The following is a 26,939-nucleotide window of genomic DNA, read 5'->3' on the forward strand; positions in this document are numbered from 1 at the left end:
CTTGCGGTAGACAATGCAACGCAAACCGTCATCCCTGCGGGCCACGAATCGGGTGTACGTGAAGAGAATCGTTGGACTCCTCGTGATCGCGCTCCTCGTGTTCTGGGTCTTCATCGACCCGGACAGTGCAGCCGACACCGTGCAGGACATCGGTTCGCTCCTGCGCGAGGGGGCGGAGTCGATCATCACGTTCTTCACCGAGCTGGTCTGACGCGGTCAGCGATCGCTGACGCACAGCGGGTCGAGGCTGCGGTCGAACAGCACGCACGGCTCGTAGCCCGCCTCGCCGACGAGTCGCGCCGTTGCGTCGCCGGACAGGTGCTCGAGGAAGCTCTGGAGCGGCCCGCCCGGCACCGGCCTGCCGTAGGTGTAGGCGTACTCGACGGTCCAGAAGGGGTAGCCGTTGCGCGCGCTGCCCCGGGATGCGGCGGCGCCGTCGAGCGAGGCGAGCTTCAGGCCGGGATGGGCACCCGCCGCCTCGGCGTCGGCGTACCCGATCGCGCCGGGTACCGCAGCGACCTGCCGTAGCACCTCATCGGTGGAGGACCGCTCGCAGCGGATGACCGGGTCGGCCGGCACCCGGTCGCGCTCCGTGCAGTTGTCGGAGGACTCGCGTGGCTCGGCCTCCTGCAGCACGTACCGCTCGAAGGCGGCCCTGCTGCCCGAGTCGGGGCCGCGACCGACGATCCGGATCGGCACTCCGCACCGCCCAGCTGGGCCCACGACGTCAGCCGGCCCGACATGATCCCGCGGATCTGTTCGACGGTCAGCGCGTCGACGCCGGCATCGTCGTTGACGACGACCGCGTAGATCAGCACGGCGATCGCCTGACGCTGCAGCTGGCCGGTCGGATCGTCGCCGATGCCGTCGGACAGGACGAGCGTGGAGTCCCGCTTCGCGTCGGGCCGCAGCAGCGCGCGAATCCCCTCGTGGCTGGAGGACACGACGTCGGTGACCTTCGCCTGGGGGCACGCGGTGACGTAGGGCCGCGCGGCCCTCGCGACGACCGGGACGAACGCGCTCGAACCGGTCACGACGATCGCGCCGGAACCGCAGAACTGCGGCGGCGTGCGGGGCACCGTGATCACGACCACCAGGGCGACCGCCAGCGCGACGATCGCCGCCACCAGGACGCGGGTCAGGGAGAACACCTTCCGCCTGCGACCGCGTTCGACGACCCGCCGGTCGAACGGCAGCAGGTTGTCCACCGCCCCACGGACGATGTACTCCCGCTGCCGGTTGCCCGGGTCGTCGTCCCGGCAGCAGATGATGAGCCGGAACTGCCCCCCGCGCGGGATCGCGAGCGGCGGGAGGACGAGCCGGCGCCGCCGCTCCCGCTCGGCGGGCGACGCGGCCGCCTGGAGCGCGTTCGGAAGGGTCTGCCGCAGGTCGTGCTGGGTGAGCCCGTCCCGGATGACGCGCGCCTGGTCGTGCTCGTTCGGGTCGTTCGCGGCCGGGCCGACGACCCACCCGGTGCGCTCCGCGTTGTCGTCGACCCGCCCTCCCTTCTCGATCCTCAGCTGGATCTCGTCCTCGAGGGAGATGGGCGTGACCGCCGAGGCGCGGAAGTCGACGATGGAGCGCCCCACCAACGTGACCTGCGGCCGGGTGCGGTAGTCGGACGCGTTGATCGCGCTCCAGCCCGCGTTGCGGAACTTGACGACCAGGACCGTGATGGAGTTGAACAAGCGCAGGTCGGGCGAGTTGTGCGGTCCGAACGGCTCCAGCCCGATCTTCGTGTTGAGCTCTTCCTCCCACACCAGCCGGCGTCGACCGACGTAGAGCCTGCCGAGCAGGGCCGCGACGAACAGGCCGAGCGTCGCGAGGAGCCCGGGCAGCCCGAACTCCTGCAGCACGGACAACACGGGCTCCCAGAAGGCCGCCACTCTTCGTCACCCCGTCAGGTCGCTCCGTGTCGATCAACGGGAGCATAGGGGTGATCGACGATCACCCGAAGGTGTTCACGCGTGGAGAGCGGTGCGGTCCTGCGGCTCCCACACCGGCTCGGGCGTCTCGCGGACCTCGCCGTCGCCCGCGAACAGCAGGAACCGGTCGAAGCTCCGGGTGAACCAGCGGTCGTGGGTGACCGCGAGCACCGTGCCCTCGAAGGCGACGAGCGCCTGTTCGAGCGCCTCGGCCGAGGCGAGGTCGAGGTTGTCTGTCGGCTCGTCGAGCAGCAGCAGGGTGGCCCCGGACAGCTCCAGCAGCAGCACGAGCACGCGGGCCTGCTGGCCGCCGGACAGCGTGTCGAACCGTTGTTCCGCCTGGTCGGCCAGCTCGTAGCGGGCGAGCGCCTTCATCGCGTCACCTCGCGTCATCCCCGGCCGGTCCGCGTCGCCGCCGACGAGGACGTCGAGCGGCGCCCGCCCGGCCAGCTCGGGACGGTCGTGGGTCTGCGAGAAGTGACCCGGACGCACCCGGGCGCCCAGCCGGGCCACACCCCCGTGCGCCACCGGCGCCAGTGCGAGGCCGCTCGCCGGTACCGAACCCGGCTCCGGATCCGTGCCGCCCCTGGCCAGCAGACGCAGGAAGTGCGACTTGCCGGTGCCGTTGCCGCCCAGCACCGCCACCCGGTCGCCGAACCAGACCTCGAGGTCGAACGGGTAGGTCAGCCCGTCCAGCTCCAGCTGCTCGCACACCACGGCCCGCTTGCCGGTACGGGAACCGCGCAGCCGCATCCGCACGTTCTGGTCGCGCGGCTTCTCCGGCGGCGGACCGGCTTCGAGGAACTTGGCGAGCCGGGTGCGCGCGGCCTGCAGGCGGGACGACATACCGTCGTTGTAGGCGGCCTTGGCCTTGTAGTACGCGACGAGCCGCTCCAGCTTGGCCCGCTCCTCGTCCCAGCGGCGGCGCAGCTCGTCGAGCCGGTCGTGGCGGGCGACGCGGGCCGCGTGCCACGACGCGAACCCGCCCGGGTGCACCCATGCCGTCCCCGGCGAGCCCCCGCCTTGCTTCGCCGCGGCGGTGGCTCCCCGGAAGTGCGTTCGGGCCGAACCCGCCTCCACCGTGACCACCCGCTCCGCGGTGCGGGCCAGCAGCTCGCGGTCGTGGCTGACGTACAGCACGCTCTTGGGCGACTCCGCGAGGCGCTCCTCCAGCCAGCGCTTACCGGGCACGTCGAGGAAGTTGTCCGGCTCGTCGAGCAGCAGCACCTCGTCCGGGCCGCGCAGCAGCAGCTCCAGCGCGAAGCGCTTCTGCTCCCCACCCGAGAGCGTGGCGACGGGGCGGTCGCGCACCCGGTCCCACGGCAGGCCGAGCGCCGCGACGGCGGCCGTGTCGAACTCCACCTCGGCGCCGTACCCGCCGGCCTCGCCCCACGCCGCGAGCGCGTCGGCGTAGCGCAGCTGCGAACGTTCCCCCTCGTCGAGGGCGCGCTCGGCGGCGCGCAGGCGTTCCCCGGCCGCGCGGACGGCAGGTGGGGCCAGCGACAACGCCAGGTCGGCGAGGCTGCTCCCGTCGCTGATCGAGCCGATGAACTGGCGCATCACGCCGAGGCCGCCGCTGCGCGCGATGCTCCCGGACACGGGAGTCAGCTCACCCGCGACCATCCGCAGCAGGGTGGTCTTACCGGCGCCGTTGGGCCCGACGAGCGCGACCTTCGCCCCGTCCCCCACGCGGAAGGAGACGTCGGAGAAGAGCGTGCGGCCGTCGGGCAGCACGTGCTCGACGGCCATCGCCTCGATGTGTCCCACGGGGCCATGGTGGGGGCACCCACCCCTGCGGTCGACCGGTTATCAGAAAGGGAGCGGCAAGCGCAGCACACCTTCGCTCAGGAACGTCGCCATCGCGTCGAGCCTGCGTTCGGACGCCTTGCAGACCTCGGGAGACGCTCCGGCCTTCCACACCCGCTTCGCCTCGTCCCACGCGAGGTCACGGGTGAACGTCACGACGAGGTCGGCCAGCCAGTTCGCCCCGACGTCCCACGGCGCCCCGTCCGGGCCGAGGGAGAAGAGGGAGTCGAGCTCCTCGCGCAGCCCGTCCATCTCGGTCTCGAACACCTCGTTGACGAGGCGGTAGTCGTGGAACTGCTCCCGCTCCGCCACGTCGCCGTCCGGGCCGATGTGGCGCCAGGTCGCGACGAGCGCGTGCGCGAGGTCGAAGTTGATGTGGGCGTTGACGCCGAGCACCGCGAAGTTGACGGGCGGCACCTTCGGGTCGCTGCGGTTGTCGAACAGCACCCGCCACACCCCGGGCGCCGTGTGGATGTCGGCGGCGTAGCGGCGCAGGGCCTGGAAGTACCGCTCGGCGAACTCGATGTCGAGCTGCACGAGGAACGGCGACGAGCTGAACTCCCCGCTCTCGACCATGTCGCCCACGCGGCTGGTGATGATGTGGTAGAGCTTCGAGAAGGCGGCGATGCCGTCGTTCTCCCCGAGCAGCGACGTGCTCGCCGCGTAGTCCCGGATCTCCGCGAGCCGCTTGACGACCTCGGGGATCGACGTCGGCGGCGAGTCCCCCGCCAGCTCGGCCAGGCGCTGCGTGCTCCCCGTCGTCGCCGGCTCGCGCGCGATCTCTCCCATTCGGTTGCTCCTTTCGTTCGGGTCGAGGAGCACCTGGAGGCGCGCCTGATACGTCCTTCGATCATGTTCGCCGCCGGCTCCTCGCGCGTGACGGGGTGGCGCTGGTAGGGGGATCGACGGGGGCAGTAGCGTCGGGGGACGTGACCGAGCGATGGCCCGTGCGCCCCTTGGTCGGCAGGGGCGAGGACCTCGGCGAGCTCCTGGCCGCGCTGGAGTCGGTGCGACAGGGCCGGATGGCCACGATCTTCCTCAGCGGCGACGCGGGCGTCGGCAAGACGCGCCTCGTGCAGGAGCTCGTCGGGAGGGCCGAGGGCACCGGGGCCACCGTGCTGCTCGGCGCGGCCACCGACATCGCGGAGAGCCCGCCCTTCTGGCCGGTGGCCTCCGCGCTGCGCGCCGCGCTGCGCTCGCCGCGGGGCGACCACGTGCGGCGGCTGCTCGAGCCGTGGTCCGACCAGCTGGACGAGCTGCTCGCGCTGGGGCCTGCGCTCCCCGCACCGCTCGCCCGGGTGCAGACCCTCGAGCTCCTGCACCGCGTGGTGCTGAGGCTCGCGCTGGAGTCGGTCCTGGTGGTCGTCGTCGAGGACGTGCAATGGGCGGACCGGTCCACCCTCGACCTGATCGCATACCTCGTTGCCAACCTCGCCGACGAGCGGCTGCTGCTCGTCGGGACCTGCCGCACCGAACCGGGCGTCGAGTCGTCCACCCACCCCGCCCGCACCGTGATCCGGGAGCTCGCGCGGCACCGCCAGGTGCGCACGATCGAGGTGCCGCCGCTGCGCCGCGACGCCGTGGCGGAGCTGGTGGCGGCCGCGGAACCGGGACGTCCCGACCTCGTCGAGCTCGTGTGGATGCGGTCGGCCGGCAACGCGTTCATCGCGGAGGAGACGCTGCGGGCCGCGGTGGACGGCGACCCCACCGGCCTGCCGACCACCCTGCGCGAGCTCGTGCTCTCCCGCCTCGATCGACTCTCCGCGCCCGCGCTGCGGACGGTGCGGGCGGTGGCGCTCGCCGACGGACCGCTGCCGCACCGGCTGCTCGAAGCCGTGCTCGACGGCGAGCCGTGGCTGCTCGACGCGCTCCGGGAGAGCGTGGACGCGGGGGTGGTCGTCGTGGACGCCGCGGCCGACGGCTACCGGCTGCGGCACGGGCTGATGACCGACGTGGTCGCAGGCGAGCTCCTGCCGGGGGAGCGGATGGACCTGCACCGCCGCTACGCCACGGCGCTGGAGTCCGAGTGGGCCCGCGAGTTGCCCGGGCGCGCCGCCCGCCTGGCACACCACTGGTACGGCGCGGGGGACCGGCTGCGGGCCGCGGTCGCAGCGGTGGCGGCGGCCGAGGCGGCCGACCGGGTGCGCGGCTACGCGGAGGCGCACCGGCACTGGCTGCGCGCCGCGCAGCTCGCCGGGGAGGTGGCCGCGCCGCCCGTCCCGCGCGTCACGTGCCTTGAGCGCGCGGCCGAGGCCGCCCACCTGGCCGGCGACGCCGACCAGGCCGTCGCGCTGCTGGCCGAACGGCTCGACCTGCTCGACCCGCCGGACGACCCGGGCGCCCCGCACATCGAGGCCGCGCTGCTGCACGCGTGCACGGGTCAGTACCTGGTGGCCGCCGGGCGGGGAGCGGAGGCCGCCGAGGCGTTCGGCCGCGCCACGACGGCGCTCCCGGCCGACGGGGCCGAGCGCGAGCGGGCCGACGTGCTCGGCGGTCACGCGTCGGCGCTGTGGACCGCGGGCGACTACGCGGCGGCCCACGAGACCGCCGGGCGGGCACTGGCGCTCGCCCGCCGGATCGGCCTAGCCGTGCAGGAGGCGCGGGCGCTCGCGACGCTCGGCTTCGGGCTCGCCTACCTGCAGGATCCGGTGGCCGGCGAGGCGGCGCTGCGCGAGTCGATCGCGGTGGCCGAGCGGGCGGGTGAGCCGCTGGAGATCGCGCGCGCCCACCGCAGCCTCGCCGAGCTGCTGTCCGGCCCCCTGAACGACCTGGACCGGGGGATCGCCATCGCCCGGGCGGGCGCCGCGCGCGCCCGCGAGCTTGGGCTCGCGCGGAGCGCCGGGGCGGGCCTGCTCGCCGTGGCCGCCAACGGCCTGTTCCGCATCGGGCGCTGGGACGAGGCGGACGACACGATCGCCGAGGCATGGGAGCTCGCCCCGGCCGGCGCGGAGGCCCTCGAGCTGCGGCTGGCGCGCGCCCGCCTGCACATCGGGCGCGGCCGGTTCGGCCCGGCCGAGGACGACCTGGAGGCGGTGGGCGCCCTCTCGGTTGCCACGCTCGGCCCGCGCTACCGGCTCCCGCTGCTCACGCTGTGGGCCGGCCTCGCGATGTGGGAGGAACGCCCCGACCACGCGCTCGACCACGTCGCGGCCGGGCTCGACGTCGTCGAGCGGGGTTCGGACGACGTCTGGCTCGTGGCCCCGCTGCTCTGGCACGGTGCGCGCGCCCGCGCCGAGCTCACCCGGCTCGGACTGCGGCGGCCCGACGACGGCACCGACGCCCGGCTGCGCCGGCACGCCGCCGCGCTGGCCCGCGTCGCGGCGGCGTCCGTTCCCGCGGTCCGCGACGTCGTGCTGGGGTTCCTGGACATGGCCGCCGCCGAGGACGGGCGCGCCGCGGGACGGTCCGACCCGCAGGCCTGGGAACGCGTCGCCGAGACGTGGCGGGAGCGCCGGCAGCCCTACCCGGCGGCCTACGCCCACCTCCGCCGGGCGGAGGCCCTGCTCGCCACGCGCGCCAGCTCGACGGCAGCGGCCGAGTCGCTGCGCCGCGCCGGGCAGATCGCCCGCGAGCTCGGCGCCACCCCGTTCCTCGCCGAGATCGCCGACCTGGCGGACCGGGCGCGGGTGCGCATCGACGAACCGGAGCCCGCGGCCGAACCGGCCCGGCCGGACGTCCCCGACGACGAGCTCGCCGCCCTCACCGCCCGCGAGCTGGAGGTGCTCACGGAGCTCGCCTGCGGGCACACCAACCGGGAGATCGCGCAGCGGCTGTTCATCAGCGAGAAGACCGTCGGGGTCCACATCAGCCGCATCTACGCGAAGCTCGACGTACACAGCCGCGTGCAGGCGAGCGCCGTGCTGATGCGTGCGCGGCCACAGCTGGGCCGCGGGCAGCGGTCCTAGAGGCCGGCATCAGGATCGCTCCTGCCGGTGCTGCGGGGGCGGCGCTGCACTCGAAGCGCTCCTTTTGGGCCAGAGGTTGCGGTGGGCGCGCCGTTCCCGGCTCGGGCCTTACGGCGTCGGGACGTGCTCGGTGTATCGGTGGTGTCGCCACCGGTTCGCATCTGGTCCGCGGGTTGGGCGGCTGGCCGGGTTGGGACAACTACCGAATACTGTGGTTGCTCTGGTGGCCGTTCCCGGCTTGGGGGCACGCCGTTTCCGACGAGACCGTCTCTGCCGGGTGCCTGCGCGACTGTCCTGTGGTCGCGTTCCCCCTTCGCAGTTTGGTCTTCGAGTCCTGTCGGGTGCGTTCCGCGGAACGCTCTGCCTTCAGGCTGCGGTCTTGATCCAGTGCGGCAGCAGCGCGTCGAGGATCGGTTCGAGGTCGAGGCGCTCGCCGTACCAGTTCGGGGTGAGCGTGGTGCGGTTGATGCGTAGTCGGGCTCGGGTGTTCATTTCGATCAGGTCTTCGGTGTTGCCGGTCAGCGGTGTGGTCTGCGTGGGTATGGCGGTGCCGTTTGGGCGTAGGAACTCCCACCGCCCGGTCAACCGCCGGATCCGATAGCTGTGGTCGTGGATCAGGGTGTGGTGGAAGGAGCACACCAGGAGCAGGTTGTCGACATCGGTGCGGCCGCCGTGCAGCCAGTGCTGGATGTGGTGGGCGTGCAGGTGGCGGGTGTGGGTGCAGCCGGGGAACTGGCATCCCTCGCCGTCCCGAACGGTGAGCGCGGCGATCTGGGCTGGGGTGGCCAGGCGCCGGGAGCGGCCCAGATACATCCGGTTGCCCGTGCGGTCGTTCAGCAGGACCTGCACGCGGGCATCGCAGGCGAGGCGTTCCGCGGTGGAGGCGGGCACCTCCGGGCCGCCCTGCAGGCGTGCTGCGCCGGTGCTGGCGTCGAGGTGCACGATCACCTGCGCCGGTCCGCGCGTCACCACCGGCTCGGACTCCTGCTTCGAGGAGCTGCTGACCAGGGCGAGGAGGGCGTCGGCGCGGCGGGCGGCGACCCGATCGACGGCTGGGCCGGGTTCGTGCTCTCGGGCGCGCTGATCGAGGTCCTCCGCTGGGGCCGGGACCGGCTGGCTGCTCGGGGTGCGGGTCGGGACCAGGGCGTCGATCGTGGCGATGAGCGCCGCCCCGGCATCCGGGGTCAACCGGGCGCGCAGGATCAGTGAGCCGTCCTCGTCCCAGTGCCAGGTCAGGGATCGGCGGGCGGCGAGGTCTTCGGGTGGGGTGTGGCGGCGTCGCACCGCCCGCACGACCCTCTCCACGTGGCTGGCGGTGCCGTGCAGGGCGATGTTGAGCAGTACTTGTTCGGCGGTGGCCGGGTCGGTGACGGAGGTGTGGTGCAGATCCGAGGCCGCGGCGGCGATCCGGGTCAGGGTCGCGGTGTCGGAGCCGGTGATCCGGGTGATCGCCCGGACCTTCGAGTAGGACACCCGGCCGGCGGCGAAGGCCTCGGTGATTTGCGGCAGGTTCCGCAGGGCGTGGGCCACGCGCAGGTGTTCGACGGCGGTGCGCAGGCTCATGCCGGCTCGCCAGGACAGCCAGTGGGCGCAGGAGCGGATGCCGTCGCCGGTCCAGCCGTTGCGGTGGTCGAACTCGGCCAGCAGTTGCAGGAAGCGGCATTGTGCGGCGGCGAGGTGTCCGGCCAGCCCGAGTAGTTCTGATTCCAGGTCGGGGAGTGCCATGGTGTGCAGTGGGGTGGGGAGCGGGATGACCGACACGGAAACCCTCCTGGGGTCGAACTGATGTTCGACTCTCAGGGTGGCATCCGGGTCCGACAGTTCCTGTCCCGCAGGAGCTGGATCGCGTTCCGCGGAACGCGCCGCCGGAACTGCTCAGACCCCCACCACCGCGCCGGTGTCGAAGGAGCGGCGGACGCGGTTGATCAACCGGGCGCGACTGGGTCCGAGGCTGCCGATCGGGATCCCGGTGGACTGCGCGACCTCCGCGTAGGGGCGCGGTTCCTCGGCGAAGAGCTCCATCATGATGGCGCGACCGCGTGGCGGGAGCGCCGCGACGATCGTCCAGAGCCGCGACACCGTGTCGGCGTCCACCACCTGCTCCTCCACCGTGCGGTCCGCATCGGGCATCGCGTCGAGCTCGTCGGTCACGACGGCGCGGCTCTCCCGCATGATCCGCAGGCACTCGCGGGACGCGGTGGTGGCCAGCCAGCCGCCCAGCCGCTCCGGCTCGCGCACCGCGTTCCGGTGTTCCACCAGCCGCAGCCAGGTGCGCTGCTCGGCGTCGTGCGCGTCGGCGTCCTGCAGCCGGTAGGAGCGGACGACGGCGCTCACGAGACCGCGGTAGCGCCCGACGATCTCGGTCCAGGCCCGCTCGTCCCCCGACGCCGCCGAGCGCAGCAGCTCGTCGTTGTCGGTGGTGGCGGCGGCGGAGGACGGCATGGTCATCGCGAGCTCCTCGCAGGTGGGGCGGCGTGCCGCACCAGCCTCGGGGGAGCGTCGGGCCGTGTCGTCAGGTGAACGCCTTACGGCGAGCGGAAAGGACGCCCTATATCCCGCGCCCGGGTATCTACGCGTGCGCGCGGTGGCTCTCCCCGGTCGCCGGCATGCACGCCGGAGGACAGGAGGCCATCCGTGACGAGGCCTCGACGAGGAGGAACGGGTGTTGGTGGCGAGCGAGTCGGGGGCGGTCGACACGGGAGATCCGGACCGCCCTGGCGGCGTCGTCGATGCCGTGGCGGGGCTGCAGCAAGGCGCCGACGCGGGCGTGCGCGGCCACGGCGCCGGCCCGGTGGGCAGGCTGCTGACCGCCGTCGCGGCACCGGACGATGCGGCGGGGCAGCTGGACGCCGAGTTCCGGACGGCACTGGTTGCCGAGCTGGCGCGGCGCTACCTGCGAGCCGTCCGCGGGCATGCGAGGGGGAGCGGGGCGCCGCGGGTCTGGCAGGTCCTGCTGAGCCGCTGGGAGGGCGGCACGGGCGACCCGGCCAGAACCGCGCTCGCCGGCGCACACGCGCTCGTCTGCTTCGACCTCCCACCGGCCGTCGTGAGCGCATGCACGTTGCTCGGCCGGAGCCCCGGTTCCGTCGAGCAGGCGGTGGTGCAGGCGATCACCACGCAGATCGCCCGGCTGGCCAACGAGGCCGCTGCCACCGACACCCGCTCCGACGACGACGCCAGCGGCCTCGCGCTGCTGCTGTCCCGCAGCGAGTGCTGGCGCCAGGCCGAACACTTGTGGACGCTGCGCGGTCGGCCGTCGGAGGCGGAGAAGGAGCGCGCCGCCCTGGACTGGCGCGCGGCGCTCGTGGCACGGGCCCTGCTGGGAAGCCCGTGACCCCGTTCAGGGGGTGCGAGGGGCGGCCCAGGCGGCCCAGAGCGCGGCGTAGCTGCCGCCCGCGGCCACCAGCTCGTCGTGCGGCCCGGACTCGACGATCCGGCCCTTGTCCAGCACCACCACGCGGTCGGCCGTCGCCGCCTGCGTGAGGCGGTGGGCGATGACCACGGCGGTGCGCCCGGCGAGCGCGGCAGCTGCGGCGCGTTCGAGCGTGCGGGCACCGGCGCTGCCGGCCTCGGCGGTGGCCTCGTCGAGCACGGCGACGGCGGGTTCTGCGAGCACCAGCCGGGCAAGGGCGAGCTGCTGGGCGCGGGTGGCCGACAGCTCGTCACCGCCATCGCCCACGACGTCGGTGAGCTGCATCGGCGCCTCGACGGTCGCCAGTGCGGCCGCGAGCTCCTCGTCGGTGGCGCCGGGACGCGCCATCCGCAGGTTGTCGGCAACCGTGCCGGCGAAGACGTGCACCTCCTGCGTGACGAGCGCGACGTGGCGGCGCAGGTCCGCGATCTCGCCGAGCGGCACGTCACCGATCTCGACGCTGCCCGCGGTGGGGGTGTGCACCCCGGCGAGGACGGCGCCGAGCGTGGTCTTGCCGGCACCGCTCGCGCCGACGACGGCCACCCGCTCCCCGGGTGCCACCTCGAGGTCCACGCCGTGCAGCACCTCGGGGCCGCTGTCGTAGGCGTGCCGGATCCCGGTGAGCCGCACGCCGGAGTGGCGTGGGGTGCGCGGCCGGGCCGGGGTGGCCGGCGCCGGCATGTCGGCCACCCCGACCAGCCGGGCCAGCGCGGCGCCCGCCGACTGCGCCTCGTCGAGCAGGTAGAGCATGATCCCGATCGGGTCGAACAGCCGAAGGAAGTACAGCGCGGCGGCCGTGGCGGCACCGACCGTGACGGTGTCGGCCCGCACCAGCCAGAAGCCGGTGACGAGGATGGCCAGCACGCCGAGCAGCTCCGCGCCGTTCATCACGAGGCCGAACTTGCGCTCGGCGTCGGACGCGCGCAGCGACGCGTCGACCGCCGCTCGGGAGTGCCCGTCGATGCGGCCGAGCTGGGCCGCGCGCCGCCGGAAGGCGCGGACGGTGGCCGCGCCGCCGACCCCCGCCAGCAGCGACTGGGTGCGCTCGCTCTCGGCGCGCCGCTCCGCCGCGTAGAGCGGGCCGGACCTGCGCACGTACCAGCGGGAGATCGCCACCCAGATCGGCAGCGGCGTGAGCCCGGCGAGCGCGAGGCGCCAGTCGAGCACGGTGAGCCCGACGAGCGTGAGCCCCACGTCGAGCAGCGAGATCACGACGGTGGGGATCGCCCGGCGGACGCCCTCGGAGATGACGGAGATGTCGCCGCCGACCCGTTGCAGCAGGTCGCCGGTGCCGGCGCGCTCGACGTCGGCCAGCGGCACGTCGAGGGCGCGGCGCACCACGCGCTCGCGCAGCGCGGCGAGCACCTGCTCACCCAGGTGTGCCACCAGGACCGAGCCGAGCGCCGAGAACGCCGCGCGCGCCACGAGGGCGGCGAGGATGCCGAGCGCGAGGCCGTCGACCAGGCCCGCGGCGCCGCGGGCGATGACGGCGTCGACGATCCGGCCGAGGAGCGGCGGCACCACGAGCATCGCGACCGACGCCGCGACCAGCGTGCCCACGGTGGCGGCGAGCAGCAGCCGGTGCGGGCGGACGAGCTCGCCGAGCGCGCCCCTGGTGCGGGCGAGCGTCGCGACGGGCAGCATCCTCGTGGGAGCGACGTTCACGCGAGCACCGCCTGCCGGTAGCGCGCGTCGGCCACGAGCTCGGCGTGCGAACCGGACGCGACGACGGCGCCGCGGTCCACCAGCAGCACGCGGTGGCAGCGCGCCAGCAGTGCCGGGCTGGACGCCACGACCACGGTGGTGCGCCCGGCTCGCAGCGTGGAGACGCCCGTGGCGATGCGGTGCTCGGTGGCGGCGTCGACCGCGGTGGTGGGGTCGTGCAGCACGAGCACGGGTGCGTGCTCGGCGAGCGCCCTGGCCAGCCCGATGCGCTGGCGCTGCCCGCCCGACAGCGTGCGCCCGCGCTCGCCGACGTCGCTGTCGAGCCCCTCCGGCAGCGTCTCCACCACCTCGTCGGCGGCCGCGGCCGCGAGCGGCGCGGGGTCACGGCCGGTGTTGTCGGCCACCGTTCCCTCGAACAGCGTGGCCTCGTGCCGGGCGACGAGCACGGTCCGGCGGGCCTCGTCGAGCCCGACGTCCCGCAGGTCGGTGCCGTCCAGCTGGACCGGCGCGTCGGCGTCGCGCGCGAGGGCGTCGAGCAGCGCGGACGCATCGTCGGCGCGCAGCGTGACCACGCCGACGTGCTCGCCCGCCGCGACGTCGAGCGCGAGCCCGCCCGGCAGCTGCACCCGCAGCGCGCCCTCCGGCCGCGTGGGGAGCGTGCCCGTGCCCTCCGTGACGGCGGGCGGCGTGGCCAGCACGCCTGCCAGGCGGCGGGCCGAGCCGCGGGCGCCCGCGAGCAACGCGCCCAGCTCGGTGAGCCGTTCGAGGGGGCCGATCAGGAACTGCGCCAGCCCGACGCCCGCGACGAGCTCGCCGATGCTGATCGCGCCGTCGAGCGCGAGCCGGCCGCCGACCCAGGCGACGACCACGAGGAACAGGCCGGTGATCACGTTGGTGGCCCCGACGTAGCCGCCGTTCAGGTTGGCCGCGGCGAGGCGGGCGCGCAGCGCGGCACGGCTCGCGGCGCGGTAGGACTCGCCCGCCGCCGCCTCCGCGCCGATCCCCTTGATCACCCGCAGGCCGGTGATCACGTCGGTGGCCACCGCGGTGGCCGCGGCGAGCGACTCCTGCTCGGCCTCGGCGCGCCCGACCAGCGGACGGGCCAGGAGGCGGGACGACAGCAGGACCAGCGGCACCCCGCCGAGCACCACCAGCCCGAGCTCCACGGAGGCGTCGAGCAGCACGACGGCGCCGCCCGCCAGCGCGGCCAGCGCCGCGATCCCGGCGGCGACGACCCAGCACACCTGGCCTGCGCGGTCGGCGTCGGACCCGGCCGTGCTCACGAGCTCGCCGGAGCGACCGGGGGCGCCGCCCGCCGGGTGCAGTACGCGCGCGGCCACGTCCATCCGCATGCGGTGGGCCGCCATCCGCACCGTGCGGGCGCCGAGGAAGTACCCGAAGTACGCGCTGGAGGCGAGCACGGCGAACACGGCGACAACCACCGCGAGCCACCGCAGCAGCGCGCCGGAGTCGCGGCTCACGACCGCGAGGTCGATCACCCAGCCGACCGTGACCGGCACCGCGGCCTCCGCGAGCTGGTGCAGCGACACCAGGAACGCCGCGAGACCCAGCTCGCGGGGCCGGGCGCCGGCCCCGCGACGCAACACTGCACCAACCGTCACCAGCCCTGGGCCAGCCGTGACCGGCTCCACCTGTGAGGCCCCCCTTACTCGCACGTCGCGGTGACGGTATCCGGTGGGTCGGACGGCGGTCGCGGGGATTGCGAGAATCAGCCGGTGGACGCCCCTGCCCCCGGCCTCGTGATCGTCGACAAGCCCGCGGGGCTGACCTCGCACGACGTCGTCGCCCGCCTGCGCCGGATCCTGCGCACCCGCAAGGTCGGCCACGCCGGCACGCTCGACCCGATGGCCACGGGCGTGCTCGTGTGCGGGGTCGGCCGCGGCACCAAGCTGCTCGGTCACCTCTCCCTCGACACGAAGGCGTACACCGCCACGATCCGGCTCGGCGTCACCACCCACACCGACGACGCCGAGGGCGACGTGCTCGCCACCGCCGACGCGAGCGGCGTCACCGACGCCGCGGTCGCGGCCGGGATGGCCGCGCTGACCGGCGCGATCGAGCAGGTGCCCAGCTCCGTCTCCGCGATCAAGGTGAACGGGCAGCGCGCGTACGCCCGGGTGCGGGCGGGGGAGGAGGTCGTGCTGGCCGCCCGGCCCGTCACCGTCTCGGAGTTCACCCTGCTCGCCCGCCGCGGTGCCGACCTCGACGTCGCGGTGGAGTGCTCCTCCGGCACCTACGTCCGCGCGCTCGCCCGCGACCTCGGCGCAGATCTCGGGGTGGGCGGGCACCTCACGGCGCTGCGCCGCACCCGCGTCGGCCCGTTCACCCTCGACCAGGCCGGCGCCCTCGAGACCCTGGAGGAAGACGCCTCCGCCGTCGTCCCGCTGGACGCGGCCGTCGCACTGGCCTTCCCCCGCCGCGACCTCGACGCCGACGAGGCCGCCGACATCTCCCACGGCCGCCCGCTCCCGGCGACGGGGGAGCCCGGGACGTACGGCGTCTTCGCGCCCGACGGCCGGGCAGTTGCCCTGGTGACGGACCGGGGTCCACAGGCTCGCCCGCTGGTGGTGCTGGCGCCGGCCGCCACCTGACCGATCGCTGGGTGGGGCTGCCGCGGATACCCTGCCCGCACGCCGGCCGGGGAGGTGCGCATGCCCGACACCCCGGGCAAGGCCGTCCTGCAGAAGGCGCGGGACATCCTCGACTGCTTCGACTCCCACACCCGTGAGCTGGGGATCAACGAGCTGGCCCGCCGCAGCGGGCTGCCCCGCACCACGGCACGCCGGATCGCGCAGGAGCTGGTGGCGTGCGAGCTGCTGGACCGCGCGGGCGGGCGGTACCGGCTCGGCGCGTGGCTCGCCGAGCTGGGGGCGCGGGTACCCGCGCACCGCTCGCTGCGCGTCGCGGCGGCCCCGTTCCTGGAGGAGCTGACCCACCTCACCCACGAGACGGCCGTGCTCGCCCTGCCGGGGCACGAGGAGATCCTCTTCGGCCAGGTGTACGTGGGCAGCCGCGGGCGCGGTCAGGTGGTCACCCTCGTCGACGGGCGGGTGCCGCTGCACTGCGGCGCGTCCGGGAAGGTCGTGCTCGCGTTCGGCCCGCCGGAGCTCCTCGCGCGCACGGTCGAGGCCGGGCTCGCGCCGCGCACCCGGCGGACGATCACCGACCCGGCACGGCTCGCGACCGAACTCGCGCAGGTCCGCGAGCAGGGGTACGCGGTCGACCGGCAGGAGCTCGTCGGCGGATACGGCGCCGTCGCCGCGCCCGTGCGGATGGGGAGTGAGGTGATCGCCGCGTTGACGGTGGTCGCGCCGATCAGCCGGCTCGACGTCCCGGCGTTCGCGACGGCGGTGCAGCGGACCGCGGGGGAGCTGTCGCGGCGGGTGGGCCGCTCAGCGGACCGCTGACGTACCACCGGGGCCCGGCAGGAGTCACGATCTCGCGGTGGTCCCGGAAGGAGCGGCGTGATCCCGGGAAGCGGGTCGCTGTTGCCGGCGCACCGCAGCCCGCTGCGCGACCTCGCGGCGGCGGACCGGACCGTGCCGCGGCTGCTGCAGCGGCAGGCGCAGCGGTACGGCGACAAGCCGCTCGTCGTACGCGGCGCGACGACCTGGTCCTACCGCGACACGGTCGACCGGGCCGCCCGCATGGCCGGGGCGCTGAAGGGGCGCGGCATCGAGCCGGGCGACCGGATCGCGCTCCTGTGCGGCAACCGGCTCGAACTGCTCGAGATCCTGCTCGGCTGCGCGTGGCTCGGCGCGATCGCGGTCCCGCTCAACAACGCGCTCCGTGGGGCGGGGCTGCGGCACGCCCTCACCGACTCGGGCGCCCGAGTGGTGGTCGTCGAGCCGGACCTCCTCGGCGTGCTGGACGAGGTCGGTGTGCCGGTGGAGCGCTGGGTCGTGGGGGAGACGTTCCCCGCACCCGGACCGGTGCTCCCGGCCCGCCCGGTGACCCCGGGCGAGACTCTCGCGATCCTCTACACCTCCGGCACCACCGGGCTGCCCAAGGGCGTGTGCTGCCCGCAGGCGCAGTTCTTCTGGTGGGGCGTGAGCGTGGGCGAGTGCCTGGAGATCACCGACGACGACGTGCTGTACACGTGCCTCCCGCTGTTCCACACGAACGCGCTCAACGCGTTCTTCCAGGCGGTCTGCGCCGGGGCGACGTACGTGCTGGGCGGGCGGTTCTCCGCGTCGCGGTTCTGGGACGAGGTGCGCGCCGCCGGGGCGACCGTCACCTACCTGCTCGGCGCGATGGTGCAGATCCTGCTGAGCAGGCCCCCCGGAGGAGCCGACGCGGCGCACCGCGTGCGGATCGCGCTCTCACCCGCCACGCCCGCCGCCGCGCACGCGGCGTTCCGGGAGCGGTTCGGCGTGCTGCTGGTGGACGGCTACGGCTCCACCGAGACGAACATGGTGCTCGGGGCGCACCCGGCGGCGCAGCGTCCCGGGTACATGGGTGTGGTGCTGCCCGACCACGAGGTCCGGGTCGTCGACGCCGAAGGGCTCGACGTCCCCGACGGCGAGCCGGGTGAGCTCGTGTGCCGGTCGCGGCATCCGTACGCGTACGCAACCGGCTACTTCGAGAACCCGGCCGCCACCGCCGCCGCGTACCGGGACCGGTGGTTCCACACCGGCGACCGGGTCGTGCGCGAGCCCGGGGGCTGGTTGCGCTTCCTCGACCGGCTCACCGACTCGATCCGCCGCCGCGGCGAGAACATCTCCTCGCTCGAGGTCGAGCAGGTCGTCGCGACCCACCCGGCCGTCTCCGCGGTCGCCGTGTACGCGGTGCCGTCGGAGCTGTCGGAGGACGAGGTGATGGCCGCCGTCGTGCCTACCCCCGGCGAGGAGGTCGACCCGGCCGAGCTGACCGAGTGGTGCGAGCCGAGGCTCGCGAGGTTCGCGATCCCCCGGTTCGTCGACGTGGTGGCGGAGCTGCCGCTGACGGAGAACGGCAAGGTCCGCAAGGCGGTGCTGCGTGAACGGGGGATCACCGCGGCGACCTGGGACCGGACGAAGGCGGGTGCCTGACCGACGGACGGGCCGTTCGTCGGTGATCGGTGCGGGTTCCGTAGGCTCAGGCCCGTGCAGCGCTGGCGGGGGCTGGAGGCCGTGCCGACCGGCTGGGGGCGCAGCGTCGTCACCGTCGGCGTGTTCGACGGGGTGCACCGCGGGCACCAGCAGCTCATCGGCCGGGCGGTGGAGCGGGCGCGGGAGCGCGGGCTACCCGCGGTGGTCGTCACGTTCGACCCGCACCCGGCCGAGGTCGTGCGCCCCGGCAGCCACCCGGCCCGGCTCACCACCCTGCCGCGGCGGTCGGAGCTGGTGGCCGCGCTCGGCGTCGACGCGTTCTGCGTGCTCCCGTTCACCCCGGAGCTGGCCCGCACCGAGGCCGCCGAGTTCGTCCACGAGGTGCTGGTGGAGCGGCTGCACGCCGCCGACGTCGTCGTGGGCCGCAACTTCACGTTCGGGCACCGGGCGGCGGGGGACGTCGCGCTGCTCACCCGCCTCGGCCAGCGGTTCGGCTTCGGCGTCGAGGGCCTGGAACTGATCACGGACGACGGCATCACGTTCTCCTCCACCTACATCCGCGCCTGCATCGACGCCGGCGACGTCGAGGCGGCCGCGGCCGCGCTCGGCAGGCCGCACCGGGTTGAGGGCGTGGTCGTGCACGGCGACCGTCGGGGCCGGGACCTGGGCTTCCCCACGGCGAACCTGGCCACCGCACCGTTCACCGCGCTGCCCGCCGACGGTGTGTACGCGGGCCTGTTCGAGATCAAGGACCGGTCGCTCCCGGCCGCGATCTCGGTGGGCACCAACCCGACGTTCTCGGGGAAGGTGCGCACCGTCGAGGCGTATGTGCTGGACGTCGACGAGGACTTCTACGGCTTCGAGGTGGCGCTCGACTTCGTGCACCGGCTGCGCGGGCAGGAGCGGTTCGCCGACGTCGCAGCGCTGATCGAGCAGATGCACAAGGACGTCGCCCGCACCCGCGAGCTCCTGTCGGGCTGAGCGGGGCGTCGGCCGAGTTTCGCCGTTCGCCCACGGGACCGGCGTGGGGTTTGCGAGCATCCTCGGCATGACGGATGCGGGCGGGGACGCGACGAGCTCCTGGCTCATCGAGAACCAGGATCGGCAGCGGGAGCTGTACGGGGCGCCGCTCGGTGAGCGGGTCCGCCGCCTGACGGGCGCGCTCGGCATCTCCCAGGCCCGGCTGGCGCGCACGCTGGGGATGAGCCCGGCGATGCTCAGCCAGCTGGTGAGCGCGCGGCGGGTCAAGATCGGCGACCCCGCGGTGCTCGCGCGGATGCTGATGCTCGACCAGCGTTGCCAGGGGCTGCGCACCCCGGCCGACCGGCACACCGTCGACGCGCTGCTCGCCGAGATCGCCGAGGCCCGCTGGCACTGGAACGGGCAGCGGCCGGGCGGGCCGCGCCGGAACGGGCCGCGCACGATCGGCCACCGGGTGCAACGGCCCGTCTCCGACGGCACCGCGGCCGCCGTGCTGCGCGGCGTGTCCGAGCCGGCTCGCCTGGCCGCGGCGGCGGCCGCGCTCGGCCCGACGTTCCCGGAACTCGCCGAGGTACTGCGCCAGGCGGCGAGTCGCCCAGGGGCGTGACACGTCGCATGCATCGTTGCTGGTAACGTGGCGTACCGGGTCCGGCTGCAGTCCGTGGCGGCCGCGTACCGTCTTCCGCTCCCCCATGGGGATGCGGGCATCACGGCACATCTCGAACGGAAGAGGACATCGTGGCACTCGACGCCGCACAGAAGAAGGAAATCCTGGACACCTACGGGGTCCACGAGGGCGACACCGGTTCGCCCGAGGCGCAGGTCGCCCTGCTCACGAAGCGGATCAGCGACCTCACCGAGCACCTCAAGCAGCACAAGCACGACCACCACTCCCGCCGCGGCCTGCTGCTGCTGGTCGGCCGTCGCCGCCGCCTGCTGAAGTACCTCGCCTCGGTCGACGTCGCGCGCTACCGATCGCTGATCGAGCGTCTCGGCCTCCGCCGCTGACCCACCGCCGGCCCGGACCTGCTCCTCGGTCCGGGCCGGTACCGCATCACCCCCAACTCAACAGCAGTTCTTGACACCACGCCTCGCCGCAGACGATCCGCCGGTCCTCGGTAGTGGCTCCCGGGACACCGGTCCCGGGCGCTTCGATCGAAGACCGGCCAGGCCGAGGATCAGCCGGTGCGGCGTGGGGTCCCGACAAGAAGGACCTCATGACCGACCCTCTTGAGGACGTGCACGAGACCAGTGCCGTCATCGACAACGGGAGCTTCGGCACCCGCACGATCCGGTTCGAGACCGGGCGCCTCGCGCGCCAGGCCGCCGGGTCCGTCGTCGCCTACCTCGACGACGAGACGATGCTGCTGTCCGCCACCACGGCGTCCAAGCAGCCCAAGGAGCACTTCGACTTCTTCCCGCTCACGGTGGACGTCGAGGAGCGCATGTACGCCGTCGGGCGCATCCCCGGCTCGTTCTTCCGCCGTGAAGGTCGCCCGGGCACCGACGCGATCCTCACCTGCCGCCTGATCGACCGGCCGCTGCGCCCGTCGTTCGTCGACGGCCTGCGCAACGAGATCCAGATCGTCGTCACGGTCATGTCCCTCGACCCGCAGGACCCCTACGACGCACTGGCCATCAACGCCGCGTCGGCGTCCACCCAGCTCGCGGGCCTGCCGTTCAGCGGGCCGATCGGTGGCGTGCGCGTCGCGCTGATCGACGGCCAGTGGATCGCGTTCCCGCAGCACGAGGACCTCGACCGCGCCGTGTTCGACATGGTCGTCGCGGGCCGGGTCGTCGGGGACGACGTCGCGATCATGATGGTGGAGGCCGAGGCCACCACCTCCACGATCGAGCTCGTCGCCGGCGGTGCCCAGGCCCCCACCGAGGACGTCGTCGCGGCCGGGCTGGAGGCGGCGAAGCCGTTCATCCGCTCCCTGTGCGCTGCCCAGCAGCAGCTGGCCGACGTCGCGGCCAAGCCCACGGGCAACTTCCCGACCTTCCCCGCGTACCAGCCGGACGTGTTCGAGGCCGTCGAGGCGGCCGCGAGCGACGACCTGGCCGCCGCGCTCACGATCGGCGGCAAGCAGGAGCGGGAGGCCAAGCTCGACGAGATCAAGCTCTCGGTGCTCTCCTCGCTCGGCGAGAAGTTCGAGGGCCGCGAGAAGGAGCTGGGCGCCGCGTTCCGGTCGCTCAACAAGAAGCTGGTGCGCCAGCGCATCCTGCGCGACCAGGTCCGCATCGACGGGCGCGGCATCACCGACATCCGGCCGCTGTCGGCCGAGGTCGAGGTGGTCCCGCGGGCCCACGGCTCGGCGCTGTTCGAGCGCGGCGAGACCCAGATCATGGGTGTCACCACGCTGAACATGCTGCGCATGGAGCAGCAGATCGACTCGCTGGGTCCGGAGACCCACAAGCGGTACCTGCACCACTACAACTTCCCGCCGTACTCCACCGGTGAGACCGGCCGCGTGGGCTCGCCGAAGCGCCGCGAGATCGGCCACGGCGCGCTCGCCGAGCGGGCGCTGCTGCCGGTGCTGCCCACGCGCGAGGAGTTCCCGTACGCGATCCGGCAGGTGTCGGAGGCGCTGGGCTCCAACGGCTCCACGTCGATGGGCTCGGTCTGCGCGTCCACGATGTCGCTGCTCAACGCCGGTGTGCCGCTCAAGGCTCCGGTGGCGGGCATCGCGATGGGCCTGGTGTCCGACGAGGTCGACGGGCAGACCCGCTACGTGGCGCTCACCGACATCCTCGGTGCCGAGGACGCCTTCGGCGACATGGACTTCAAGGTCGCCGGCACGTCCGAGTTCGTCACGGCCCTGCAGCTGGACACCAAGCTCGACGGCATCCCGTCCGAGGTGCTCGGCGCCGCGCTCTCGCAGGCCAAGGACGCCCGCCTGACGATCCTCGAGGTCATCGGCGAGGCGATCGACCGGCCCGACGAGATGAGCCAGTTCGCGCCGCGCGTCACGGCGATCAAGGTGCCGGTCGACAAGATCGGCGAGGTCATCGGCCCGAAGGGCAAGATGATCAACTCGATCACCGAGCAGACCGGTGCCGACATCTCCATCGAGGACGACGGCACGATCTACGTCGGTGCGGCCGACGGCCCGTCGGCCGAGGCGGCGATCGGACTGATCAACGCGATCGCCAACCCGCAGCTGCCCAAGATCGGCGAGCGGTTCCTCGGCACGGTCGTCAAGACCGCGGCCTTCGGCGCCTTCGTCTCGCTCGTGCCCGGCAAGGACGGTCTCGTCCACATCTCGAAGCTGGGGCAGGGCAAGCGGGTCGGCAAGGTGGAGGACGTCGTCAAGGTCGGCGACAAGATCCGCGTCGAGGTCACCGACATCGACAACCGGGGCAAGATCAGCCTGGTCCCGGTGGCCGATGAGTCGGGCAACGGCAACGGCAACGGCACCACGCCCGCCGAGGCGCCCGCGGAAGCGGCGGCCGAGAACAACAACGACGAGGCCGAGGCGGTCTCACCCAGTTGACAGGCGTGTTGATGCCGGGGGCGGGGGCTGCTGCCTCCGCCCCCGGCGGCGTCCTGCGCACCGAGCTGCCCGGCGGGTTGCGCGTCGTCACCGAGACGGTGCCGGGCGTGCGGTCGGTGTCGCTCGGGATCTGGATCGCCATCGGCTCCCGTGACGAGTCGCCGCTGCAGGCAGGCGCCGCGCACTACCTCGAGCACCTGCTGTTCAAGGGCACCCGGCGGCGCACCGCGGTGGAGATCGCCGAGCAGTTCGACGCCGTCGGCGGTGACCTCAACGCGTTCACCGCCAAGGAGCACACCTGCTACTACGCGCACGTGCTCGACACGGACCTGCCGCTCGCGGTCGATGTGCTCGCCGACGTGGTCACCGACGCCACGCTGGCGCCGCCGGACGTCGAGATCGAGCGCGGGGTCGTGCTCGAGGAGATCGCGATGCGCGACGACGACCCCGAGGACCTGCTCGGCGAGTTGTTCGACGAGGCGCTGTTCGGCGACCACCCGCTCGGGCGGCCGGTGATCGGTTCCGAGGAGTCGATCCGGCGGATGAGCCGGGAGACCCTCCACGACTTCTGGCGCGGCGAGTACACCACCCCGCGGATGGTGGTGGCCGCGGCCGGCAACCTGACGCACGGCGAGGTCGTCGAGCTGGTGTCGAGCGCGCTGGCCGCCGCGGCCGCGCGGGCGGGCGGCGCCGTTCCGGTTGCCCCGCGCCACCCGGCGCCAGCGCAGCTGGCGGCCGGGCCCCGGCTCGTCGTGCGCCCCGACGACACCGAGCAGGCGCACCTGATGCTCGGCGTGCCCGGCCTCCCGCGGCACGACCCGCGGCGCACCGCTCTCAGCGTGCTCAACACCGCACTGGGCGGTGGGCCGAGCTCGCGGCTCTTCCAGCAGGTCCGGGAGCAGCGCGGCCTGGCGTACTCGGTCTACTCGGCGCTGTCCGCCTACGCCGACGCCGGCAGCTTCTCGGTGTACGCCGGGTGCGCGCCCGAGCGGCTCGACGAGGTCGTCACGGTCGTGCGCGCCGTCCTCGCCGAGGTGGCCGCCGACGGCCTCACCCCCGCGGAGCTCACCCGCGCCCAGGGCAACCTGCGCGGCGGCCTCGTGCTGGGGCTGGAGGACACCCCGTCGCGGATGAACCGGATCGGGCGCTCCGAGCTCGACCACGGCCGCCAGCGCACGATCGCCGAGAGCCTCGACCGCATCGCCGCGGTCACCGTCGACCAGGTGAAGGCGCTCGCCGCCGAACTCCTGACGGAGCCTCTCACGGCCGCGGTGGTCGGCCCCTACGACGACGAGCGCGACCTCCCCTACTCCCTCCGGGCGCTGGCGTAGCCGGTCTCGCCGCCGGAGTGGTTGGTCGGTCGTCGGCTCGCCCGGCCGTCGCAGTGTTCACACAACGGGCAGGATGCCGCCGTCCACCCGGTACTGCGCGCCGGTCAGCCAGCGGGCGCGGTCCGAGGCGAGGAACACGATGAGTTCGGCCGCATCCTCGGGTGAGCCGGGCCGGGCCATCGGGACGTTGAGGCTGGTGGCCAGGTCCCGCTGAGCCTGCTCGAGGCTGACGCCGCGGCTTTCGGCGATCTCGCGGTGGTGGGCGATCGCCCCCGGCGTGGGGATGAAGCCGGGTAGCACGTTCACCACCCGCACGCCGCTCGGGCCGAGTTCGGCGGCCAGGGCACGGCTGTAGGTGTTGAGCGCGGCTTTCGCCGCCGCGTAGGTGACCTGACCCGGCTGCGGCAACCGGCTCGCGATCGACGAGACGTGGACGACAACGCCGTGCCCGCGTTCGACCATCCCGGGCACGAGGTGCCGATCGAGCCGGACCGCGCCAAGCAGGTTGAGCGCCAGGTCGGTCTCCCAGGTCTCGTCGCTGCGGAGCAGGGTGTCCGCCGGCGGAGAGGCGCTGCCGGCGTTGTCGACCAGGACGTCGACGCCGCCCGCGGCGTCGAGCACCCGGCGGGCCAGGTCCGCGGCCCCTTCGGCGGTGGCGAGATCGGCCGCGAAGAACGTCGCGGGCAGTTCACCCGGCTCCGGTGCCGTGCGGGCGGAGGCCAGGACGGTGGCGCCGGCGGCTGCGAAGCGCCGGACGATCGCCGCTCCCAGTCCCCGGCTGCCGCCCGTCACGAGTACCCGGCGGCCGGACAACCCCTCGTGGACGACGTCTTGATCGGGCTCCATGCCGCCGAAGGTACCTTACTTACGTGTAAGTCAGTTAGTCGGATGGGATGCTGCCCGGCATGAGCGAACGCGCGGACGGCCGGCGCACCGACACCCGCGAGCGCATCCGCGCCACCGCTCTGGAGATGTTCACGACGCAGGGGTACGAGCGAACCACGCTGGCCGAGGTCGCGGAGCGGCTCGCCATCACCCGCCCGGCGCTCTACCACCACTTCCGCAGCAAGGAAGACGTGCTGACGAGCTCGTACAACCGGGTTCTGCCCGAGCTCGCCGAGCTCACGGAGTCCCTGCAGCCGGCGCCGGCCCCCTGGCACCGGCGACGCGACGCCCTGGACCGGTTCGCCGCGCTCATCGGGGGCGAGCACGGCGCGTTGCTCGTGTGCGCCCGGGTGAACGAGCACGCGCTCGCCGGCCTCCCGGCGGCGGCCGAGCTGCTCCACCACCTCGACGCCCTGGCGCGATCACTCGGCCCGGGCGACGACATCGACGGCCGCATCCGCGGCCGGCTCGCCCTGAGCACCCTGGTGATGGCCGAATCGCGCGGCGCGCAGCTCGGCGGAACAGCGGAGCAACGGGCTGCTGCGGCGCTCGCGCTGGCCCGTGAACTGCTGAACCGGCAGTAGCGCGTCCTGCATCACGAACCCGGTCCGCATGCGAGCCGTTCCTGCCGAGGCGCTCGGCCGGCACCATCCGTTCCCGGCCGGGAACGGCGCGCCAACGCAAGAGTGCGTTCCGCGGAACGTACCGAAGGATCAGCGCGCCGAAGCGCCTCCCGGCATCAGCCGCGCCCGGCGCGTCTCGAGGAAGGTCCGCTCCGTGTCGTTCGTGGCCAGGACGATCGCCTCGTCGTAGGCCGCGACCGCATCCGAGGTGCGGCCGAGGCGGCTGAGCAGGTCGGCGCGGGTGGCGGGCAGCAGGTGGTAGCCCGGCAGGTCCAGCTCGTCGACGATGGCCAGCGCGGGTGCCGGTCCGTGCACCTCGGCGACGGCGACGGCGCGGTTGAGCGCCACGATCGGGGTCGGGGCGTGCTGCAGGAGCTGGTCGTAGAGCGCCAGCACCTGCGCCCAGTCGGTGGCCGATCCGTCCGTGTGCACGGCGTTGATCGCGGCCTGCAACTGGTAGGGCCCTGGCCGGCCACGGCGCAGGCACCGCCGCACCAGCTCGTGGCCCTCCGCGATCAGCTCCCGGTCCCACAGCGACCGGTCCTGCTCCGCGAGCACCACCAGCTCACCCGCAGGTCCCACCCTGGCCGGCCGGCGGGCCTCGACGAGCAGGAGCAGCGCCAGCAGTCCGAGCACCTCCGGCTCGTCGGGCATCAGCCCGGCGAGCGCCCTGGCCAGGCGGACTGCCTCCAGGCACAGGTCCGTCCGCAGCAGCTGCCCGGACGTCGACGTGTAGCCCTCGTTGAAGACCAGGTAGAGCACGGTGAGCACCGTTGACAGCCGATCGGGGAGCTCGGCGGCGTCTGGCACCCGGTAGGGGATGCCGGCGTCGCGGATCTTCTTCTTCGCGCGGACGATCCGCTGGGAGACGGTCGCCTCCGGCACCAGGTAGGCCCGCGCGATCTCCGCCACCTCCAGACCCCCGAGCAGGCGCAGGGTGAGCGCGGTCTGCGCGAGCGGCGACAGCGCCGGGTGGCAGCAGGTGAAGATCATGCGGAGCTGGTCGTCGCGCACCGGTCCCACCTCCTCCGGCTCGTCGGGCCGGTGCAGCAGCAGCGCCTCCGCGTGGCGGGCCTCCCGCGTCGACTCGCGGCGCAGGCGGTCGATCGCCCGGTTGCGGGCGGTGGTGACGATCCACGCACCGGGGTTGGGCGGCAGCGCCCCGTCCCACTTCCGGACGGCCACCGCGAACGCGTCCTGGACGGCGTCCTCGGCGAGCCCGATGTCACCGAGGATGCGCGTCAGCGTGGCCACGCACCGGCCGTACTCCGCCCGGTAGACGCCGTTCAGATCCATCAGCGCAGGTCCATCAGCGTCGGCGCGACCCGTCGTCGAACGGGCGCACCTCGACCGGCTGTCCACAGGCCAGCGCGCACTTCTCGGCCCAGGCCAGCGCCTGGTCGAGGTCGTCGACCTGGATCACCCAGAACCCGCCGAGCTGCTCCTTCGTCTCGGCGAACGGGCCGTCGGTCATCGTGATCGTGCCGCCCGAAGGACGGACGACCGTGCTGGCGTCCGAGTGCTGCAGGCCGCCGGCGAACACCCACGCACCGGCGGCCTGCAGCTCGTCGTTGACCCGGCCCGTCCGGGCCATCTGCGCCAGCACCTCCTCTTCCGGCTCCGGCGGCGCGCTCTCGTCGAGCTGGACGGCGAGCAGGTAGTTCCTCAACGCGAACCCCTCCGGAGGATCAGGCGGCGGGCGATGGCCGGGATCACGATCGCGGTGGCGGCCACGCGCGTCAACAGCGCCGACGGCGAGCCGGCACCCACTCCGGAAAAATCTTCGAAAGTTGTCCGGGGGACATGTCGAACGGTGTCGAGCCCGTTCGTAGCCAGGGTGAGAGACCGGCACGCAGCCGGT

Annotated in this window: 23 protein-coding genes; 12 read left to right on the forward strand and 11 right to left on the reverse strand. The window is 73.8% G+C overall.

Annotation, left to right across the window (positions count from 1 at the left end):
• Positions 1-58 precede the first annotated feature (58 nt).
• Positions 59-211: a hypothetical protein gene (locus tag FB388_RS39295; RefSeq protein ID WP_170225406.1), complete on the forward strand. Its 153-nt coding sequence runs from the start codon at positions 59-61 to the stop codon at positions 209-211.
• A gap of 5 nt (positions 212-216) precedes the next feature.
• On the opposite strand, the gene FB388_RS08200 is transcribed toward FB388_RS39295, so the two are convergent.
• From FB388_RS08200 to FB388_RS08215, 4 genes are all read right to left on the reverse strand, one after another.
• A complete protein-coding gene (locus FB388_RS08200; protein ID WP_142099075.1) occupies positions 217-531 on the reverse strand; it encodes a type 2 periplasmic-binding domain-containing protein in 315 nt (104 codons plus the stop codon).
• Complete coding sequence (locus FB388_RS08205) at positions 453-1,886, reverse strand: substrate-binding domain-containing protein (protein ID WP_142099076.1); 1,434 nt, start codon at positions 1,884-1,886, stop codon at positions 453-455. Before FB388_RS08205 ends, FB388_RS08200 begins: the two co-directional genes overlap by 79 nt.
• A gap of 75 nt (positions 1,887-1,961) precedes the next feature.
• Complete coding sequence (locus FB388_RS08210; protein ID WP_142099077.1) at positions 1,962-3,692, reverse strand: ABC-F family ATP-binding cassette domain-containing protein; 1,731 nt, start codon at positions 3,690-3,692, stop codon at positions 1,962-1,964.
• A 42-nt stretch (positions 3,693-3,734) separates the two neighbouring features.
• On the reverse strand, positions 3,735-4,520 hold the full coding sequence (locus tag FB388_RS08215) for a DUF5995 family protein (RefSeq protein ID WP_142099078.1): 786 nt from the start codon (positions 4,518-4,520) through the stop codon (positions 3,735-3,737).
• A 140-nt stretch (positions 4,521-4,660) separates the two neighbouring features.
• Here FB388_RS08215 and FB388_RS08220 point away from each other — a divergent pair, with 140 nt between their 5' ends.
• The gene (locus FB388_RS08220; protein WP_170225526.1) at positions 4,661-7,636 is read left to right on the forward strand and encodes a helix-turn-helix transcriptional regulator; all 2,976 of its coding nucleotides are present in this window, start codon (positions 4,661-4,663) and stop codon (positions 7,634-7,636) included.
• 366 nt (positions 7,637-8,002) lie between these two features.
• On the opposite strand, the gene FB388_RS08225 is transcribed toward FB388_RS08220, so the two are convergent.
• Positions 8,003-9,397, reverse strand: a complete 1,395-nt coding sequence (locus tag FB388_RS08225; RefSeq protein WP_142099080.1) for an HNH endonuclease signature motif containing protein — start codon at positions 9,395-9,397, stop codon at positions 8,003-8,005.
• 114 nt (positions 9,398-9,511) lie between these two features.
• Complete coding sequence (locus FB388_RS08230) at positions 9,512-10,084, reverse strand: RNA polymerase sigma factor (protein WP_142099081.1); 573 nt, start codon at positions 10,082-10,084, stop codon at positions 9,512-9,514.
• Positions 10,085-10,298: 214 nt separating this feature from the next.
• Between FB388_RS08230 and FB388_RS08235 the strand changes: the two genes are divergently transcribed.
• A complete protein-coding gene (locus FB388_RS08235; protein ID WP_142099082.1) occupies positions 10,299-10,970 on the forward strand; it encodes a DUF5995 family protein in 672 nt (223 codons plus the stop codon).
• 6 nt (positions 10,971-10,976) lie between these two features.
• Here FB388_RS08235 and FB388_RS08240 read toward each other — a convergent pair whose 3' ends face one another.
• Positions 10,977-12,713 (reverse strand): ABC transporter ATP-binding protein, encoded by a 1,737-nt coding sequence (locus FB388_RS08240; RefSeq protein WP_246121740.1) that lies wholly within the window; start codon positions 12,711-12,713, stop codon positions 10,977-10,979.
• Positions 12,710-14,320, reverse strand: a complete 1,611-nt coding sequence (locus FB388_RS08245) for an ABC transporter ATP-binding protein (protein WP_246121742.1) — start codon at positions 14,318-14,320, stop codon at positions 12,710-12,712. The genes FB388_RS08240 and FB388_RS08245 overlap by 4 nt, the downstream gene beginning before the upstream one ends.
• 129 nt (positions 14,321-14,449) lie before the next feature.
• Between FB388_RS08245 and truB the strand changes: the two genes are divergently transcribed.
• The 8 genes from truB (at position 14,450) to FB388_RS08285 (ending at position 23,570) form a co-directional block, all read left to right on the forward strand.
• Positions 14,450-15,325 (forward strand): tRNA pseudouridine(55) synthase TruB, encoded by an 876-nt coding sequence (gene truB / locus FB388_RS08250; protein WP_142099083.1) that lies wholly within the window; start codon positions 14,450-14,452, stop codon positions 15,323-15,325.
• Positions 15,326-15,385: 60 nt separating this feature from the next.
• Positions 15,386-16,141 (forward strand): IclR family transcriptional regulator, encoded by a 756-nt coding sequence (locus FB388_RS08255; protein WP_142099084.1) that lies wholly within the window; start codon positions 15,386-15,388, stop codon positions 16,139-16,141.
• Between the two features lie 57 nt (positions 16,142-16,198).
• Complete coding sequence (locus tag FB388_RS08260; RefSeq protein WP_246121744.1) at positions 16,199-17,764, forward strand: ATP-dependent acyl-CoA ligase; 1,566 nt, start codon at positions 16,199-16,201, stop codon at positions 17,762-17,764.
• Between the two features lie 54 nt (positions 17,765-17,818).
• Positions 17,819-18,745, forward strand: a complete 927-nt coding sequence (locus FB388_RS08265; protein ID WP_142099085.1) for a bifunctional riboflavin kinase/FAD synthetase — start codon at positions 17,819-17,821, stop codon at positions 18,743-18,745.
• A 67-nt stretch (positions 18,746-18,812) separates the two neighbouring features.
• Positions 18,813-19,352: a helix-turn-helix domain-containing protein gene (locus tag FB388_RS08270; protein WP_142099086.1), complete on the forward strand. Its 540-nt coding sequence runs from the start codon at positions 18,813-18,815 to the stop codon at positions 19,350-19,352.
• Between the two features lie 131 nt (positions 19,353-19,483).
• A complete protein-coding gene (gene rpsO / locus FB388_RS08275) occupies positions 19,484-19,753 on the forward strand; it encodes a 30S ribosomal protein S15 (protein WP_142099087.1) in 270 nt (89 codons plus the stop codon).
• 209 nt (positions 19,754-19,962) lie between these two features.
• Positions 19,963-22,239 (forward strand): polyribonucleotide nucleotidyltransferase, encoded by a 2,277-nt coding sequence (locus FB388_RS08280; protein ID WP_142099088.1) that lies wholly within the window; start codon positions 19,963-19,965, stop codon positions 22,237-22,239.
• Between the two features lie 11 nt (positions 22,240-22,250).
• Complete coding sequence (locus FB388_RS08285; RefSeq protein WP_142099089.1) at positions 22,251-23,570, forward strand: M16 family metallopeptidase; 1,320 nt, start codon at positions 22,251-22,253, stop codon at positions 23,568-23,570.
• Between the two features lie 57 nt (positions 23,571-23,627).
• On the opposite strand, the gene FB388_RS08290 is transcribed toward FB388_RS08285, so the two are convergent.
• On the reverse strand, positions 23,628-24,416 hold the full coding sequence (locus tag FB388_RS08290; protein ID WP_142099090.1) for an SDR family oxidoreductase: 789 nt from the start codon (positions 24,414-24,416) through the stop codon (positions 23,628-23,630).
• A gap of 59 nt (positions 24,417-24,475) precedes the next feature.
• Here FB388_RS08290 and FB388_RS08295 point away from each other — a divergent pair, with 59 nt between their 5' ends.
• Positions 24,476-25,039, forward strand: a complete 564-nt coding sequence (locus tag FB388_RS08295) for a TetR/AcrR family transcriptional regulator (protein WP_142099091.1) — start codon at positions 24,476-24,478, stop codon at positions 25,037-25,039.
• A gap of 129 nt (positions 25,040-25,168) precedes the next feature.
• On the opposite strand, the gene FB388_RS08300 is transcribed toward FB388_RS08295, so the two are convergent.
• Positions 25,169-26,374, reverse strand: coding sequence for an RNA polymerase sigma factor (locus tag FB388_RS08300; protein WP_142099092.1), 1,206 nt, complete (start codon positions 26,372-26,374; stop codon positions 25,169-25,171).
• A 13-nt stretch (positions 26,375-26,387) separates the two neighbouring features.
• Positions 26,388-26,747 carry a YciI family protein gene (locus FB388_RS08305; protein ID WP_142099093.1) on the reverse strand — a complete coding sequence of 120 codons (360 nt, stop codon included), beginning with the start codon at positions 26,745-26,747 and terminating at the stop codon, positions 26,388-26,390.
• Between the last annotated feature and the right edge of the window lie 192 nt (positions 26,748-26,939).

It is taken from the genome of Pseudonocardia cypriaca (assembly GCF_006717045.1).
Taxonomy (GTDB): Bacteria; Actinomycetota; Actinomycetes; order Mycobacteriales; family Pseudonocardiaceae; genus Pseudonocardia; species Pseudonocardia cypriaca.

Coding starts and splice junctions, on each gene's coding strand:
- FB388_RS08215 (WP_142099078.1), bottom strand. CDS start 4,520: ATGGGAGAGATCGCGCGCGAGCCGGCGACGACGGGGAGCACGCAGCGC.
- FB388_RS08230 (WP_142099081.1), bottom strand. CDS start 10,084: ATGACCATGCCGTCCTCCGCCGCCGCCACCACCGACAACGACGAGCTG.
- FB388_RS08255 (WP_142099084.1), top strand. CDS start 15,386: ATGCCCGACACCCCGGGCAAGGCCGTCCTGCAGAAGGCGCGGGACATC.
- FB388_RS08270 (WP_142099086.1), top strand. CDS start 18,813: ATGACGGATGCGGGCGGGGACGCGACGAGCTCCTGGCTCATCGAGAAC.
- FB388_RS08280 (WP_142099088.1), top strand. CDS start 19,963: ATGACCGACCCTCTTGAGGACGTGCACGAGACCAGTGCCGTCATCGAC.
- FB388_RS08285 (WP_142099089.1), top strand. CDS start 22,251: ATGCCGGGGGCGGGGGCTGCTGCCTCCGCCCCCGGCGGCGTCCTGCGC.
- FB388_RS08290 (WP_142099090.1), bottom strand. CDS start 24,416: ATGGAGCCCGATCAAGACGTCGTCCACGAGGGGTTGTCCGGCCGCCGG.
- FB388_RS08295 (WP_142099091.1), top strand. CDS start 24,476: ATGAGCGAACGCGCGGACGGCCGGCGCACCGACACCCGCGAGCGCATC.
- FB388_RS08300 (WP_142099092.1), bottom strand. CDS start 26,374: ATGGATCTGAACGGCGTCTACCGGGCGGAGTACGGCCGGTGCGTGGCC.